This window comes from Rothia sp. (in: high G+C Gram-positive bacteria), from assembly GCF_030540545.1.
In the GTDB taxonomy this organism is placed as follows: domain Bacteria; phylum Actinomycetota; class Actinomycetes; order Actinomycetales; family Micrococcaceae; genus Rothia.
Genome location: NZ_JAUNVZ010000009.1, coordinates 42971 through 58036, shown reverse-complemented (window position 1 = coordinate 58036; position 15066 = coordinate 42971). Strand labels below are relative to the sequence as shown.

The window sequence follows — 15066 nt, the reverse complement described above, 5'->3', positions numbered from 1 at the left end:
CCTGGTCGTCTGAGGTTCATCTTATGTGGGGTTTTGGCCGTAGCCTTGCCGGATTCGGGAATAAATGTAGTGGATATAGACGCGTATTAAAGCGCGTACTGGATATAACACATAAGACAGATATATAGCGGATTTCACAGTCCTTATCATGGGGCGAAGACTCACTACGGGGATAACACAGTCTTTCCTCGTGGAAAAGAGCCTTGCCCATAGGTGTCGGAAACTGTGAAGGGCGAGAATAAAGATAAGCTGATCATTGTGCCTCGCCCATAGGTGTCGGGAAGCTAAGCGGGCTGTTAAAATAATCCGCCTGCGATTCACGTCTTGCCCATAGATACCGGGAAGCTATCGCTATATGAAGAGCATGCGAGGTTTAGGGTTTATGCGTCTTGGGGTTTTGGACGTTGGGTCGAATACTGTTCATCTTTTGCTCATTGATGGCCATCCGGGCGCACGCCCTGAGCCGTACGCTTCTCATAAGACTCAGCTGCAGCTGGTGCAGTACCTAGATGAGCAGGGCAATATTCGCGACACCGGTCGTGACGCTCTGACTGAGTTTGTGGCTTCTGCTCGTGATTTCGCGGTGGAGCATGGCATTGAGGAGATGTTGGCGGATGGCTCCTCGACTCCTTTGGATCCGAAGAGCTTTCGCGCCTCGGGCGTGTAAGTGCCGGCGCGTATAGCGTGTTTATGATGCGGTACTCGTTTGTTGCTGTGGCGGCAGACGGGCACCGTTTTTCTGTGTTCTGTTTTCTATACTCTGTGATTCGGGCTGCGCTGGTGTGCGGGGTAAAGAGAGGGGAATGTATATTAGGTGGTTACACGCCTCGTAATATATGTGTTTTATAGCATATGAATGGTAGAGTGAGGGTACCGATAAATATATATTGTGATTCAAGGAGCATTCTATGTCTTCTGCACTTCATTCTTCCGATACCGCCAACTCAGCTTCCCGGAATGAGGATACTAACCACGCATCCCGCGCCTCCGGTAGTGTTTTGCCGCAGCGTTCGGGTACCCAAAATTCCGCTGCCCGGAAAAATCTACACGCTTCAGATAGCACTGCGCATCCTCATGGAAGCGCCGTGAGCGCTGAAATACTTCAGGAACAGAGCGAACCCACACCCGCCAAGCGAAAGAACCCCGTACTACGTATTGTGCTGGGTCTGCTGGCCTTTGCTATCTCTTATTTTGTGGTGCGGGGTGCGGTTACTGCTGCCTTCCCCACTGCACCGTCTGAGGGGGATATGCGGGGTAGTTTTAGCGCCGTAGTGAGCGCTAATGGCTCCGAAGTCATGATGAATCTGGAGCTCAATACCGGCGGTCAGTGCACTGTGAGCGTGCATAGCGCCGGGGTTTCTTCACCGGCAAATATCTGTACCTGGTCCATGACCGATAAGCGTATTAGCGTCACTATTAAGGGCGATTCGGGTTCCCAGGACCTGGGCGAATTGAATGTGGAATCAAAGGATCGTCTGGTTTCTCGCGACGCCCAGACGAGCGAAGAAATTATCTTTAAGCGCCGCTAGTATTTCACTAGTGAACCGCGTGCACTAACCCCCGCTCACTCTTCAGTTTCTCTGCATAGAAGAGTGAGCGGGGGTTTAGTACTAATATTGTCGACTTCGCTTTCAGGTGAGCAGATGCGCCACCAAAGAATTCACAGCGTTTATACATTTTAGGTTGCTACTGTGAATATACGGTCTTTTCTATACTCTTCCGGGGCTTCGAGATTAACCATTTAAACCCTCATAGAGTCGCGCCCCGAGCATGAGACCGTGCTAAATCGTCAGGGAATTACACTACCCTGTGACCTGACAGATTGTTTATCCACACACAGGAGATACACCATGATTGAACAGGCACCGCGCGAACCCAGCATCGGTTCGGCACCTCAGGTAGCAAGCGCACCGGCTCGCTTGGATCGTTCGGCAACTATTGACCTGGTCAAGCGTGAAACCTCCGCACCTCTGCAGACCACCCTCGATCACGAGGCCGATAGCCTGGCTATTGCCCTGAACGAGACCGATTTGAACTCACCCACCCTCATGGACACTCTGGAGAACACTATCTCCGTATACGGTGCGGATACTTTTAGAGGAGTGGATCGCGTGACCCAGCGCCTGCTGGATTTGCAGGAGTACGAGCTGCGCCCCGATTCGCCGCAGTCCAAGGCCTCTAAGAACCTTGCGGAGCTGCGCGCCCTGATTAACTCCCTGGACTATAGCGCAATTGACGGCACCCCGGGCAAGAAGGGAGTCATGAAGCGCCTCTTCGGCTCCCAGAAGTCCAAGGTGGATAAGTTCTTCTACCAGTACGCCTCGGTCAATAAGAATATTGAGGGTATTCAGAAGAGCCTGAATAAGTCCACCGACGCCCTGGTGCTGCAGCAGAGCGAGCTGGCTAAGCTGCGCGAGGGCCTGAAAGATGGCATGGCTGAGTTGAACGAGAAGATCGCCGTATTGCAGCAATTCTCCGCTATGGTTCGCCAGGCAGCGGACGACACCGAAGCTGAGGGTGACCCCGACACCGCTCGCATTTACCGCGAGAAGGTACTCTACGTAACCGAGCAGCGCATTAGCGATTTGCTGACCAAGCTGGAGATTGCCGGTCAGGCGTATTTGACCAGCGAGATTGTCTCCAGCAATGGCAAAGAGCTGATTCGTGGTATTCGCCGCGCCGAAGACACCACCCTGTGGGCGTACAAGATGACCGCCTATATTGCCCGCTCTTTGGGCATGCAGGAGGCGGTCCTGCGCCAGCTGGGCGCGCTGAAGGAAACCACGGAAAACGCTATTATGCGCAATGCCGAGATGCTCTCTTCCCAGGCGACCCGCATTCAGCAGATGGCATCCCAGCCCGCCATTGACCCCTCCGTGCTGGCGACCGCTCACGGCAAGGTGCTATCGGCACTGGATGAGGTATCGAACTTCCGCCAGGGTGCTATTGATGCCTTTGCCGCCTCGAATCAGATGCTGCGCGAAATGAGCGAGGACTCCATGCGCCGCATTGAAAACCGTGCTTCGGAGCGCGCATAGTGGCCTTATTTTCCCGCCGTTCCACCTCCCGGGAATCTGCTGCAGCTGCCGCTGAAATTCAGCAGATTCGACAAGTGCAGCAGGAACATGCGGACTATGAACAGCATGCTACCGCCCGGGCATTGGAGGAACTGCAAAGCTCCGTGGAGACTCTGAGTCTTTTTGCCCAGTCGGTGCCTCCTCACCTGTTGGTTCCGGGGTTTGAATGCGCGGAGCTTTTCCGCCGCATGTTGCTGGAGTCCGAGCGCGGTCTGCACAAGGAGCTGCCCTATTCGGCTCTGTATACTTTCCACACGGCGCTGAGCGAGTATCTGCCCACCACCTATCGCGCTTATGCCGCTTTGGCTACCTCTGGCGCGCAGGCGGATCATCAGGAGCAGGCTCTGCTGCAGAGTGTGACCAGTCTGCGTGATCGCTTTGCTCAGGCGTTGGAGGAGGTGCGCGAGTCGGCGCGTTTTGGTCGTGAGCTGCACCTGGAAACGCATATTGATTTTATGCACGCGAGGATGTCTATATGATCGAGCTAAAACTTGGTGAAAACCTGAATTTAAATGCCGAAGCACCCGGGCTTAGCCATGTGCTGATCGGTATTCAGATGCGTACTTCAGAACCCATGCTGCAGGATTATCTGGAAAGCGGCGTGGTGCTCACGCGTGGTGGTGCCCTGGTGCGAGATGAGGATTTTGTCTTTGAACACCAGGTGGTGGATTCTTCCGCCTCGGTATACCGCCGCGAGTATATGGAGCAGGATACCGTGCAATATATGGTCTCCCTGAACGATGTTCCTGAGGATATTGATTCCCTGGAGATCCTGATTTTTGTTAATGGTACCGATGCAATTCGCCTGAACCGTTTGGATTCCCTGAGGGTGCGTCTGCTCAATCCTGTTGACGGCCGTACCCTGCTCACCACGCCCCTGCTGCAGACCGGCCGCAGTGCCGTGCTGCGCTGTTTACAGCTATATCGTCACCGTGGGGATTGGAAGATTCGCGCGGTGCAGGATGAATGGGACTCTCTACAGGCTATGATGAAGGGCTTTGGGCGATGAGTAATCATCCGGCTTTTGTTTTTCTCAAGGCCTACCGACCGGAGGGTTATGAGCGCCGCGCGGCTCAGGCCGATGTCTCGGGTTCTTCCGCGGTGCAGCCGCAGACTACCCAGAATGTACCTTCTGTTTTGGCGGATGGTTCGGCTCCCGTACGTAAGGTGGAGTGGGACCCTCCCGCCAAACAGAGCACGCCGGTTCAGAAGAGCACAGCCCAGGAGCCCGAGCATCCGCCCGTGCGCAAGGTAGAGTGGAGGCCGCCCGCCTCCGCCCGTCAGGGAGCTGCGGTGAAAGCGCCGAATCTAGCGCGTGCCGCCACCTCGATATCCGCCTCCGCCACTACTTCCGCCCCCGCAGCTGCACCGGCTACGGCACAGGCTCCGGTACGCACTGCACAGAATTTTGCTATTCCTTTTGACCCGCCGGCGAAAATTTCCCCTACAAAGTCAGAAGCGGTAGATACTCTACAGTCATCCCCGCCGGGGGCACTACTGTACAGGCTCACCAGTCTGCAGAGCGCACTGGGTGGGATAGAAATCATCGGTGAAAATATCTTCACCGCTGCAAGTTTTTGGAATGAACCCCTGGGTGCCGCCCGACCCCTGGACTTTACAGTCCGGGCAGACAGCCCCAGCGTGAACCCGGCTCGCACCGAGCTGAGCATTCCACCGCGATCTTTAGCGAATCTTCGTTCGCTGCGGATTAGCGGTCATCATCTAAGGCTCAGCAATAGGGCCCTAAATCTGGTCACTGAACCGGTGAAGGATCTGCTGATTCTTAGCGATCAACATCAGACCGCCTGCACGGTGGTCGTCATCCACTAAGGAGATAACACAATGGCTGCTATTAAGCTCTCGAAGGGCACCCCCATTAACCTGAGCAAGGAAGCACCCGGTCTGAAGAACCTGACCATCGGTCTGGGCTGGGATCTCTCCATTGCCGGTGGTGGCTACGACCTGGATGCATCGGTTATGCTCACCGATGAGAACGATAAGATTCTGGGCGATGACTCCCTGATCTTCTACAACAACATGATTAGCGCTGACGGTGCCGTGACCCACACCGGCGATAACCGCACCGGTGAGGGCGACGGCGACGACGAGACCATTATTGTGAACCTGGACAAGGTCGATCCTCGCGTACACCGCCTGCACATTCTCGCCTCCATTCACGAGGGCCAGACCACCGGCAAGAACTTCGGACTTGTGCGCAACGCATATGTGCGTATCGTTAATGACGACACGAACGAAGAAATCGCGCGCTACGACCTCTCCGAGGATAGCGCTGCCGCTCCTTCCGTACTGTTCGCGCAGGTCTACCGCCACAATGGCGAATGGCGCTTCAAGGCAGTTGAGGAGCCCTTCAGCGGTGGTCTGCCGCATATTCTGACCTCTTACGGCTTCACCGTCTAAGAGATACATTCCTTATCTAGGAGAACACACAGCTTTATGGAACTTCTGAAATTCTTCAGGGTTGACTTTATTATTACCGCCATTGCGCTGGTTATCGCTTTCCTCTACGGTGGCGTGCCCGGTGCCGTGTCGGCAGCAATCCTCATTGTTCTGGAGATCGTTTTCTCCTTCGACAATGCGGGTGTTAACGCTAAATACCTGGCAAAAATGAGCCACGCCTGGCGCCGTATCTTCCTAACGGTCGGCGTGCTGGTCGCAGTCTTCGGCATGCGATTGGTCTTCCCCTTCTTGATTGTGTGCCTGGCGGGTAACGTCGGCCCGGTCGAGGCGTGGAATTTGGCAATGGCTCAGGGCGACCCGCACACCCCGGGCACCTACGGCTTTATTCTCAATTCGGCGCACGCGACCATTGCCTCCTTCGGCGGCATGTTCCTGCTGATGCTTTTCCTCTCCTTCCTCTTTGAATCGGAGAAGGAAAGCCACTGGCTGCGCTGGATTGAAAAGCCCCTGGCAAAGGCGGGTCACTTTGACTCCATGCCGGTGCTGGTTGCCGGTGCGATGCTGATTGTGGCGTCCCAGTGGTTTGGCGCTGAGCACCACAAGGAGTACGAGATTCTACTCTCGGGCTTCTTGGGTATGCTGACCTTCCTGGCAACTAACGGTCTGGCGACCTTTATGGAGGACCGTCAGGAGCAGCGTGAGGAGTCGCTTGCCGAGGTGGCTATGCTGACCGGCAAGGCAGCGTTCTCCATGTTCCTCTTCCTTGAGGTGCTGGATGCATCCTTTAGTTTCGATGGCGTGCTGGGCGCGTTCGCGGTGACCAGCGACCCGATTATTATCGCTCTGGGTTTGGGCGTGGGTGCACTCTTCGTGCGATCCATGACCATTTACCTGGTCGAGAAGGGCACCCTGCAGGAGCTGCGATACCTGGACCACGGCGCTCACTGGGCGATTGGTGTGCTGGCGATTATGCTGCTGCTGACCCTGAAGTTCGAAATTCCGGACGCTGTGATTGGTCTTTCCGGCATTGTCTTTATCGGCGCTTCCATTTGGTCTTCGCGCCGAGCTAATGAGGCAGAGGCTCGCGAAGCCGCGCAGAGCGTTGAAGCGAGCGAAAAGGGTAGCTACACCGTCTAGGTGTACTCGCTACTATGCTGAGCATAACGCGGGTCGGTCACCGTGCTGGCCCGCGTTATGTGTACCCTCAAACCCCTAAATTTCCCCGAAAATTCACCGAAAGTAGGAAAAACTCATGGCTATTAACCTCTCCAAGGGTCAGAAGATTAACCTGGCAAAGAGCGATGGCAACGCGCTGAGCGCTATTCGTCTGGGTCTGGGCTGGGATCCGATTAAGACCCGCGGTTTCTTTGGTTTCACCAAGGAAAAGGCAGTGGATCTGGATGCCTCGGTCATCTTCTACTCGGGTAACCAGGCTGTTGATATTGTCTTCTACGGTAAGCTGAACGACCCTGCAAATTCGGTCTTCCACCACGGCGATAACCTGACCGGTCAGGGTGATGGCGACGACGAGATTATTGATGTGAACTTGGCGGCTGTTCCGGCTCAGGTGACCTCTCTGGCGCTGGTGATTACCTCGTACTCTCAGGATCGTTTCGACAATATTGAAAACGCCTTTGTGCGTGTTGAGGATGTTTCTACCCGTAGCGAGATTGCTCGTTTTATCGTTTCGGATAAGGGCTCTCACACCGGTCTGCTGGTGGCTGTGCTCTCTCGCGGTCCGCAGGGTTGGGAGTTCAAAGCTTCGGGTGCGCCTCTGTTGGGTGCGGCTCGTACCCCGCGCGATGTGATTCAGTCCGTGGCAACTATGCTCTAATACAGGGTTTCTATAACTCAATACTGACGGTGTCAGGCTAAGCCCTGCATGTCGCGAATACTTATCGCCGTCGCGAGTGTTGTCAACACTCGCGACGGCGATAAGTATTCGCGAGGAGGGAGGGGACAGAAGAGCTTTGTAATATTTGCGTTATATATTCCAAAGTATTGTGTTCCGTGCCATACTGAAACCATGAGTAATGAAGCACATCACCCCGAAACAATTCTCACCGCCGAAGAATGCTGGAAACTGACCCGCGCCGCACGCTACGCCCGCCTGGGTACCCTGAGCGACGGCGGAGAGATTCACATTAACCCCGTCAATATCCTGGTGCACAATGAGAAGATCTACTTCCGCACCGCGCTGGGAGCTAAGTACACCAATCTGCTGCTGCACGAACAGGTGACTATCGCCTTTGACCGCATTGACGAAAATATCGCCTACTCGGTCAATATCTTCGGCGTGGCTCGCCCGGTTACCGGCAACACGATCCGCCGTGAAATCGACGAAATCGGCCTGCACACCTGGGTGGATACACCCAAGCTGGAACTGGTCGAAATCACCCCGGTATCCCTAACCGGTCGTCGTTTTAAGCTCAGCTAGCACCTGGATATACCGGGCTATACCCGCCCGAGGGTAACTCATAGAAGCTCTCGGGCGGGTAGCCTCTGCCCTAAAAGGTGCCAGGCGTTACAATAAGAGAAATAGCTCAAAAGCTGATAACCACTAGGAAAGGGACAAGGATGACCACCCCCCACATTGCCTTTTTGGGCACCGGTTCCATGAACGGCTCCATTGCTGCCGGCCTGATTGCCAGCGGCTACCCTGGCGAGGCAATCCGCGCCACCGTGCGCAGCGAGTCCTCTATGAATAGCCTGCGCGAAAAGCTCGGCCACGGTGCGGGCGATGCCGTGATTATTGGCTGCGAGCTCAAGCCCGAGGGCAACCTGGAAGCTGTTGAGGGCGCCTCCGTGGTACTGCTGGGTGTTAAGCCCTACGGCATTGTGGAGCTGGCACGCGAGATTTCCCCCGCGCTGGCACCGGACGCCCTGGTCATTTCCGTGGCTGCAGGCGTGACCCTTGAGACCCTGCAGGCTGCTCTGCCCGCCAACCAGCCGGTGATTCGATGCATGCCCAATACCCCCTCGAGCGTGGGTCGCGGCGTGCTGGCTATTTCCGTCTCCGAGTCTGTGACCGAGGAACAGCTGGAACTGGCGAAGAAGGTTCTGGGCGCTGTGGGCCTGGTAGTTGTGGTTCGCGAGGAGCAGATGGACGCGGTGACCGCAGTTTCTGGCTCCGGCCCGGCATATGCCTTCCTGCTGGCTGAGACCATGGCAGCTGCCGGTGTAAAGCTCGGCCTGGATGAAGAGACCGCTCGCACCCTGGCATCGGCTACTGTTGCCGGTGCGGGTGCCCTGCTGGACACCAACCCGGATGCCGCCGCTCTGCGTAAGGCTGTGACCAGCCCGAACGGTACCACCGAGCGCGCGATTAATACCTATATTGATAAGGGCCTATTCCAGCTGACCGAAGACGCTATGCGCGCCTGCGCTGAGCGTTCGGCTGAAATGAGTCGTATGTACACCGCTGACTAATAGCTGGTAGTCAAAACTAATGCCCCGTATCGTACATGATACGGGGCATTAGTTGTAGGCTTTAGGGCTAGGGACGAGCCGCGAAACGCTCAATCAGATCCACATGGCCCGAGACAATCAAAATATCGCGGGAGTGAATCACGGTCTCGGCATCGGCGTAGGTGAAATCTTCACCCGGGGACTTAATACCTACCACCGAAATACCGTACTTGGAACGAATGTCAGATTCCGCCAGGGTAAAACCGTGAGTCTCGCGCGGCGGGTGCATTTTCGCAATCGCGAAGTCATCGTCAAACTCAATATAGTCCAGCAGACGACCGGATACCAGGTGCGCGGCGCGACGGCCCGCATCCGCCTCGGGGTAGACCACGTGGTGGGCGCCAATGCGCTCCAGAATCTTACCGTGCGAAGGGGTAATAGCCTTGGCCCAAATACGCTCCACGCCCAGGTCCACCAGGTTGGCGGTAATCAGCACGGATGCCTCCAGGGAGGTACCCACACCCACGACCGCCGAACCGAAGTCCCCGGCACCCAGCTGGCGCAGGGTATCAATATCGCGGGCATCGGCGGCAACCACATGGGTGAGAATACCCGACCATTTTTGAACCAGCTCGGGGTCCTTTTCAATGGCGAGCACCTCTTTATTCAGGGAGCGCAGCTGGGCGGCGGTGGCAGCACCGAAACGACCCAGACCAATCACGAGCACGGGTGCATTATGAGTATTAGCCAATGATGGGCCTTTCTTCAGGGAAACGATAGAGTCGGCGGCGAGAACGCAACGCCAGGCCGGTTGCGGCGGTAATCGTGCCAATACGCCCAATGAACATCAAGGCGGTCAGCACATAAATACCGGCGGGAGGCAGCTCCGCGGATAGACCGTCGGATAGCCCGCAGGTGGCGTAGGCTGAAATGGTTTCAAAGAATACGCGGGACATGGGCTGCTCGCTAATAATCAGCAGAGCACCGGCACCTATAATAATCACGCCAAAGCTCATAGCCATCACGGAGATGGCAATGCGCAGGGTCGCTTCGGGAATAGTGCGGTTGAATGCCACCACGAATTGGTCGCCTCGAGCCTCGGCGGCAATAGCCAGCAGAATCACGGCGAAGGTGGTGACCTTAATACCGCCAGCGGTGGATGCCGAACCGCCACCAATAAACATCAGAATATCGGTAATCAGGCTGGTCACGGGCTTAATATCGTTCATATCCACCAGGTTGAAACCACCCGAGCGGGTCATAACCGAGGCAAAGAAAGAGTTCAGGATTTTATCCCCGGTGGAGTGATCCCCAATGGTATGCGGATTATTCCATTCGGCAGCACCCCAGGCAATGGCGCCCAGCACGAGCAGAGCGGTCGTAGCAACCAGAGTAATCTTAGCGGTCAGCGACCAGCGCGAGGGCTTGAGCGGGTTCTGCTGCATGGAGAGAATCACCGGGAAACCCATAGACCCCATGAAGACTGCCAGGCAGATAGGAATCAGCAGCAGCGGGTCGTGGCCGTAGGGCACAATACCGTCCGAATGCGGAGTGAAACCGGCATTATTAAAAGCGGAAACGGAGTAGAAAATACCGTGCCAAATACTGGTCAGCGGATCTTCACCCAAAAAGAGGAAACGCGGGGTGAGCACCAGAGCAATAGCACCCTCAATACTAATAGAGGAGAACGCCACCACACGCAGCACGCTACCGACCTCGCCCAGACGACCAATATTGAGCTCCCCCTGGGTCATGAGCTTGGTACGCAAACCCATTTTGCGACCCACCGCAAGAGCCAGCAGGGAGGTCATGGTCAGAGTACCCAGACCGCCAATCTGACAGGCGAGCAGAATAACTCCCTGACCGAAAGGCGACCACTGAGCCGCCGTGGAGACCGTGGTGAGACCCGTAACGGTCACCGCGCTGGTTGCGGTAAAGAAAGCATGGTGGAACTCCACCATCTGCCCATTGCGCGAGGAAAAAGGCAGGGAGAGCAGCAAAGTAAAGATAATAATGACCAGGGCAAAGACTGCAATAGCCGTGCGGGACGGGGAGGAGAAAACCCTGTGGTCGATTTCTTCCCACAGACGCGTATAACGGCGGGGGTTGAGGATGCCGGTGCGCATCACCTGCTCGCCCAAGTGCGTATCGCTGCGAGACATATCCGCGGCAATGGTTCGTAGCGCCTGATAACTGGGGGCATTATTGCGCGTGGAATAGGGCGACTTGCGGGAGGACTCAAAACGAGCCAGTCGACTATCCAAATCGCTGCGGGTTAGGGTAGTACGCTCTTGGGGTTCTTTATCTCTTGCTGCGCGCTTGGATTTCTTGGCGCTCTTTTTGCTCAGGGTAAAGCGAGAGCGGGGCGCGCTCGCTGTATCGGGTAGATCTGTACTCGGCAGGGTGCGAGAGTGCAGGGAAGAGTAGCGGAAAAGGTCGCGGTGTTCGCGTTCACGCTCGCGCTCAATGCTGCGCTTGCGGCGGGTTGCCTGAAGCTTGCGCTTGGTTTTACCCAGACCCATCTCTACCCTCCTTCAGAGCTCTCGATAGTGCTTTTAGTCTGTATATAGTGTATCGCTGTTTGCTCTCGCGCTCGCTGTTGCGTGCCCGTGCTCTGGGCTTAATGAGAGCGTGCTAGCGATGCGGGGTGCTGAGAGGCTACTGGTAGGGTAGAGACAGAAAAGTATACTATTGCTTATATGGCTATATAGATGTATTCGTATATATAAATACAATCCTGAAGGGTTGTTTTAAGGCTGTATTTCGCGAAAATTTTGGATATATACGAGTGTTGCTATGAAATGCAGAGAGCTATATGACATAATCGCAATATGCAAGCAGATGTTTTTTCAGTAATTGCGGACCCCACTCGTCGCCGCATTATGCACCTATTGGCAGAGCAGACCCACACCGTGGGTGCCCTGGTTGAAAAGCTGGACGTTAGCCAGCCGACTATTTCCAAGCATCTGAAAATCCTGCGCGAATTCGACTACGTATCCGTTGACATTGAAGGTCAGCGTCGACTCTACTCCCTGGATCTTAAAGCTTTTGAAGAGCTCAACGAATGGATCGCTGAGCTCACCCACCTGGTGCTGACCGCACGCCAGCACCCCGAGGTTGCTCTGCCCGGTGGTGTGAGCGTACCCGCTGTAGCTCCCGCGCAGAATATTCGTGTGGTTAACTCCCGTGCGACTGAAGCTGCCGAGCAGGCTCCCGCTGCTTCCATCCAGCAGGATTCCTCCGAAGAAGATACCGTATTGCACGATTCCTTCGCCGTACCGGCAGCACCGACTGTGGCAACTGTGGGCGCCTCCGCACCCCAGGCAGCACAGGGTGAAGAGACCTACGGCGTGGGTATAGACAAGGCAAGCGCCAAGGCAGAAGATGAATCTGAAGATGACGCTCTGCTGGCTGAAAGCACCCCGCTGCGCCCGTTCACCCCCGGCTCCTACGGTATTGATAGTGCCGCTTCTGCATCGGCAGAAGAGAAGAGCTCCGCATCCAGCCTGCCTGCTCCCGTAGCGGCTGTTCCTGCACCGGTTGCCGCTGTGCCCGCAGCTGAGGATAAGAGCGACGAGAGCGCGGCTGCAGAAGCTCCCGCATCTCAGAGCGTGCCTGCCTATGTCACTTCCCCCAAGACCGCAGCTGTTGCGGATAATGCCGTGGTGACCACTCAGAGCGTATCGGCGTCGGCAACTTCCCTGCCCGAGGCAGCTATTGCGACCGTGGCGGTTGAGCCCTCAACTGAACCGCAGTCCACCGTTGAGCAAGATCAGGAAGAGACCAAGACCGAAGAGGTCGTCACCGAAAGCCCCGAGCAGAGCGCATACCGCCCGTACACCTCCGCGTACACTCAGCCCGCTCAGACTGAGGAGCAGCGCGGTAGCGGTAACCTCTTCTCTCGCCTCTTCGGCGGCCGTCGCTAGATTTTTCCAACGGTGTGCAGGCATGCACTCCCGCCTGCGCCCTGCTGTTCATGTTTTAGCGGCGTATACACTCGCACTCACTCACACCCGATGACTTTTTCGAAAGACGATATTTGTGGCTATTCATCGTAAAATCCTGCGCTGGGTTGAAGACGAACTGAGCGAAGGAACCATCCGCCTGGGTCAGGACCTGCCCGATGACGCGCATATTGCGCGCGCCATTGGCGTGGGTCGCACCCGTACCCGCGAGGCGCTGAAAGTCCTGGAAGATATGGAGCTGCTGCAGCTCTACTCCGGTCGCGGCAAAGAGATTATCCCGCATCTGCACGAGGAGCCGGCGGTTGCTGCCGCGGCGCCCCTGAGCTTGCATATGGCGGCGTCTTTGAACCCCACGCGCGATATTGTGCAGTCTCGTATTCTGCTTGAAAGCTGGGCTATTAGTCAGATCGACCCGGAAGAAGCGGATTTTAGCGAGCTGGACGAAGCCCTGGACGATATGTATGACACCCAGGGTATTAGCGAGTTCCTGGATGCCATGCTGACCGTGCACCACCGTCTGACCCGCCTGGGCGGTAATGAGCTGATTTCGGGTCTGCTGGCTGCTATTCGCCAGCCCACCCGTGAGGCTCTGTTCGAGGTGGTCGGTCGCGTGCCCCTGTGGAGTAGCACCCGTGATCGTCTGTGCGCTGAGCACCGCGCTATTGCCGAGGCTGTGCGTCACGGTGATGTCTCCACCGCGCGCCGTTTGATTTCCGAGCAGCTGCAGGATCTGTACGCCGAGGCTCAGATTGATTTGGATGCTGATGCTCTGGATATTGACCAGCTGCCCGGTGTTGAGGAAGAAGAGCTCTTTGAGCCTCTTATGGATGAGGAATTGGAGGAACTGCCCGATATTCCTCCGGCGGCTCCCGAGATTTCGTTGAGTTTCGGTTCCTCTCGCCCGGCTGTATCTGAGAGTGTCGAGGCTGAGGGTGCGGCACCTGAATCTATTGGTGTTGAAGAGCTGACTGAGAGTGAGATTCCTGCTGCAGTTCAGAGCGAGTCTGTGCCCGCAACGCTTGACTTGGCTGCATCTGCCGATTCTCTTGATTCTTCTGAGTCTGTAGAGCCTGCCAGCGTGCCCGATACCGAGGAGCCTGAGAGCACAATAGAGAATAATGATTCTCTAAAGGTTGTTTCTGCCCCGGAATCGTACGGTATTCACGGTGTGAATACTCCTGCTTCTACCGGTCTGTCGGGAGTATCCCAGCAGGCTCCTGCGCCGGCTGTACCGAGTGCGCCGGTTGTACCTGCCGCACCCGTTTCTGCACCCATTCAGCAGGTTCCTGCGCCGGCTGTATCTGCACAGCAGACTCCGCAGCCCGCTAATACTTTGTCTGCCGTTGAGCAGCCTGTGGTGCGTGAGCGTGAGGATGTGCTGCGCGCTAGCACCTCGGGCGTGGGTAATAGCGCCCGCCGCCGTAGCGGTCAGATTAGCTCCCCGGTGCGCGCGACCATTATTACTCCGATTAACCGCACCGGTGGCGGCGCGACTTTGCGTGCTCCGCAGCCTTCTGCCCGTTCGGGTCGTATTGTGGATGCTCCGAGCAGCCGTCTGGGCGCCGCGGTGGATACTGGCGACCGCCTAGTGGCTGTGCGTGCCGAGGATCGTGTGCAGGCTCCTGCCCGCCCCTCAACCCTGCCTTCTGCAGCTCAGGCACCCGCTGCTGAGCAGCCTGCGGTAGATACCCTGCGCGCTCCTGTACAGAGCCCTGAGACACCGGCGCCTGCGCCTGTAGCACCTGAGAGCCAGGAGAGTGTCGCCCCGGCAGCGGAGGAGAGCGTGAGCCTGCGTTCGCGTCTTTCGCGCTTCTTGGGCGTGACGGATTATCAGCCGGGCAGCGGTCAGAACTCTGATGAGGCGCCGAAATCTTAGGGTTGTGGAGATAATCCTCGCAAATTTTGGGTTTTCTGCGCTCTGGAATGGAGTTTTAGACCCGTTTGCTTGTACTCTAGATAGGTAGCGTTTCAAAGCGCTTGGGTACAGCTGTGCCCAGATTGCTTCTGAGCGTTTATACCGGTATAAACACCCCGGGTAGCTAACCGTGGCTTTTGCCCGGCCGGGACTAGTAAAGTGAGGAAATCCTATGGGTTCCGTTATTAAGAAGCGCCGCAAGCGTATGTCCAAGAAGAAGCACCGCAAGCTGCTTCGTAAGACTCGCCACCAGCGCCGCAACAAGAAGTAAATAGACTTCGCT

The 15066-nt window shown here is 56.3% G+C and carries 15 protein-coding genes and 1 pseudogene; 14 read left to right on the top strand and 2 right to left on the bottom strand.

Annotated features, from left to right (window positions below; genetic code table 11):
• Positions 1 to 382: 382 nt before the first annotated feature.
• The 11 genes and pseudogenes from Q4P78_RS08260 to proC form a co-directional block, all read left to right on the top strand.
• Positions 383 to 625, top strand: a pseudogene (locus Q4P78_RS08260) (Ppx/GppA family phosphatase); the annotation flags it as partial.
• Positions 626 to 908: 283 nt separating this feature from the next.
• Positions 909 to 1529 (top strand): hypothetical protein, encoded by a 621-nt coding sequence (locus tag Q4P78_RS08255; protein ID WP_303339903.1) that lies wholly within the window; start codon positions 909 to 911, stop codon positions 1527 to 1529.
• Positions 1530 to 1850: 321 nt separating this feature from the next.
• Complete coding sequence (locus tag Q4P78_RS08250; protein WP_303339902.1) at positions 1851 to 3038, top strand: toxic anion resistance protein; 1188 nt, start codon at positions 1851 to 1853, stop codon at positions 3036 to 3038.
• Positions 3038 to 3556 (top strand): hypothetical protein, encoded by a 519-nt coding sequence (locus Q4P78_RS08245; RefSeq protein WP_303339900.1) that lies wholly within the window; start codon positions 3038 to 3040, stop codon positions 3554 to 3556. The genes Q4P78_RS08250 and Q4P78_RS08245 overlap by 1 nt, the downstream gene beginning before the upstream one ends.
• Positions 3553 to 4086: a TerD family protein gene (locus tag Q4P78_RS08240; protein WP_303339899.1), complete on the top strand. Its 534-nt coding sequence runs from the start codon at positions 3553 to 3555 to the stop codon at positions 4084 to 4086. The genes Q4P78_RS08245 and Q4P78_RS08240 overlap by 4 nt, the downstream gene beginning before the upstream one ends.
• Positions 4083 to 4907 carry a hypothetical protein gene (locus Q4P78_RS08235; protein WP_303339898.1) on the top strand — a complete coding sequence of 275 codons (825 nt, stop codon included), beginning with the start codon at positions 4083 to 4085 and terminating at the stop codon, positions 4905 to 4907. Before Q4P78_RS08240 ends, Q4P78_RS08235 begins: the two co-directional genes overlap by 4 nt.
• Before the next feature lie 12 nt (positions 4908 to 4919).
• Complete coding sequence (locus Q4P78_RS08230) at positions 4920 to 5495, top strand: TerD family protein (protein ID WP_303339897.1); 576 nt, start codon at positions 4920 to 4922, stop codon at positions 5493 to 5495.
• A gap of 36 nt (positions 5496 to 5531) precedes the next feature.
• Positions 5532 to 6632 (top strand): DUF475 domain-containing protein, encoded by a 1101-nt coding sequence (locus Q4P78_RS08225; protein ID WP_303339896.1) that lies wholly within the window; start codon positions 5532 to 5534, stop codon positions 6630 to 6632.
• A gap of 115 nt (positions 6633 to 6747) precedes the next feature.
• Positions 6748 to 7329 (top strand): TerD family protein, encoded by a 582-nt coding sequence (locus Q4P78_RS08220; RefSeq protein ID WP_303339895.1) that lies wholly within the window; start codon positions 6748 to 6750, stop codon positions 7327 to 7329.
• Between the two features lie 192 nt (positions 7330 to 7521).
• The gene (locus tag Q4P78_RS08215; RefSeq protein ID WP_303339894.1) at positions 7522 to 7932 is read left to right on the top strand and encodes a pyridoxamine 5'-phosphate oxidase family protein; all 411 of its coding nucleotides are present in this window, start codon (positions 7522 to 7524) and stop codon (positions 7930 to 7932) included.
• A 140-nt stretch (positions 7933 to 8072) separates the two neighbouring features.
• Positions 8073 to 8924 (top strand): pyrroline-5-carboxylate reductase, encoded by an 852-nt coding sequence (proC, locus tag Q4P78_RS08210; RefSeq protein ID WP_303339893.1) that lies wholly within the window; start codon positions 8073 to 8075, stop codon positions 8922 to 8924.
• A gap of 67 nt (positions 8925 to 8991) precedes the next feature.
• On the opposite strand, the gene Q4P78_RS08205 is transcribed toward proC, so the two are convergent.
• Both Q4P78_RS08205 and Q4P78_RS08200 read right to left on the bottom strand, forming a co-directional pair.
• Entirely contained in the window at positions 8992 to 9654 is a 663-nt protein-coding gene (locus tag Q4P78_RS08205) for a TrkA family potassium uptake protein (RefSeq protein WP_303339892.1), read from the bottom strand.
• On the bottom strand, positions 9647 to 11425 hold the full coding sequence (locus Q4P78_RS08200) for a TrkH family potassium uptake protein (protein ID WP_368660900.1): 1779 nt from the start codon (positions 11423 to 11425) through the stop codon (positions 9647 to 9649). Before Q4P78_RS08200 ends, Q4P78_RS08205 begins: the two co-directional genes overlap by 8 nt.
• 309 nt (positions 11426 to 11734) lie before the next feature.
• Between Q4P78_RS08200 and Q4P78_RS08195 the strand changes: the two genes are divergently transcribed.
• The 3 genes from Q4P78_RS08195 (at position 11735) to Q4P78_RS08185 (ending at position 15054) form a co-directional block, all read left to right on the top strand.
• The gene (locus tag Q4P78_RS08195) at positions 11735 to 12829 is read left to right on the top strand and encodes a helix-turn-helix transcriptional regulator (RefSeq protein WP_303339891.1); all 1095 of its coding nucleotides are present in this window, start codon (positions 11735 to 11737) and stop codon (positions 12827 to 12829) included.
• A gap of 115 nt (positions 12830 to 12944) precedes the next feature.
• Complete coding sequence (locus Q4P78_RS08190; protein ID WP_303339890.1) at positions 12945 to 14744, top strand: FadR/GntR family transcriptional regulator; 1800 nt, start codon at positions 12945 to 12947, stop codon at positions 14742 to 14744.
• A 211-nt stretch (positions 14745 to 14955) separates the two neighbouring features.
• Positions 14956 to 15054 carry an AURKAIP1/COX24 domain-containing protein gene (locus tag Q4P78_RS08185; RefSeq protein ID WP_005504750.1) on the top strand — a complete coding sequence of 33 codons (99 nt, stop codon included), beginning with the start codon at positions 14956 to 14958 and terminating at the stop codon, positions 15052 to 15054.
• The last annotated feature ends 12 nt before the right edge of the window (positions 15055 to 15066 follow it).

Coding starts and splice junctions, on each gene's coding strand:
- Q4P78_RS08255 (WP_303339903.1), top strand. CDS start 909: ATGTCTTCTGCACTTCATTCTTCCGATACCGCCAACTCAGCTTCCCGG.
- Q4P78_RS08225 (WP_303339896.1), top strand. CDS start 5,532: ATGGAACTTCTGAAATTCTTCAGGGTTGACTTTATTATTACCGCCATT.
- Q4P78_RS08235 (WP_303339898.1), top strand. CDS start 4,083: ATGAGTAATCATCCGGCTTTTGTTTTTCTCAAGGCCTACCGACCGGAG.
- Q4P78_RS08215 (WP_303339894.1), top strand. CDS start 7,522: ATGAGTAATGAAGCACATCACCCCGAAACAATTCTCACCGCCGAAGAA.
- Q4P78_RS08240 (WP_303339899.1), top strand. CDS start 3,553: ATGATCGAGCTAAAACTTGGTGAAAACCTGAATTTAAATGCCGAAGCA.
- Q4P78_RS08220 (WP_303339895.1), top strand. CDS start 6,748: ATGGCTATTAACCTCTCCAAGGGTCAGAAGATTAACCTGGCAAAGAGC.
- Q4P78_RS08200 (WP_368660900.1), bottom strand. CDS start 11,425: ATGGGTCTGGGTAAAACCAAGCGCAAGCTTCAGGCAACCCGCCGCAAG.
- proC (WP_303339893.1), top strand. CDS start 8,073: ATGACCACCCCCCACATTGCCTTTTTGGGCACCGGTTCCATGAACGGC.
- Q4P78_RS08195 (WP_303339891.1), top strand. CDS start 11,735: ATGCAAGCAGATGTTTTTTCAGTAATTGCGGACCCCACTCGTCGCCGC.
- Q4P78_RS08230 (WP_303339897.1), top strand. CDS start 4,920: ATGGCTGCTATTAAGCTCTCGAAGGGCACCCCCATTAACCTGAGCAAG.
- Q4P78_RS08250 (WP_303339902.1), top strand. CDS start 1,851: ATGATTGAACAGGCACCGCGCGAACCCAGCATCGGTTCGGCACCTCAG.
- Q4P78_RS08185 (WP_005504750.1), top strand. CDS start 14,956: ATGGGTTCCGTTATTAAGAAGCGCCGCAAGCGTATGTCCAAGAAGAAG.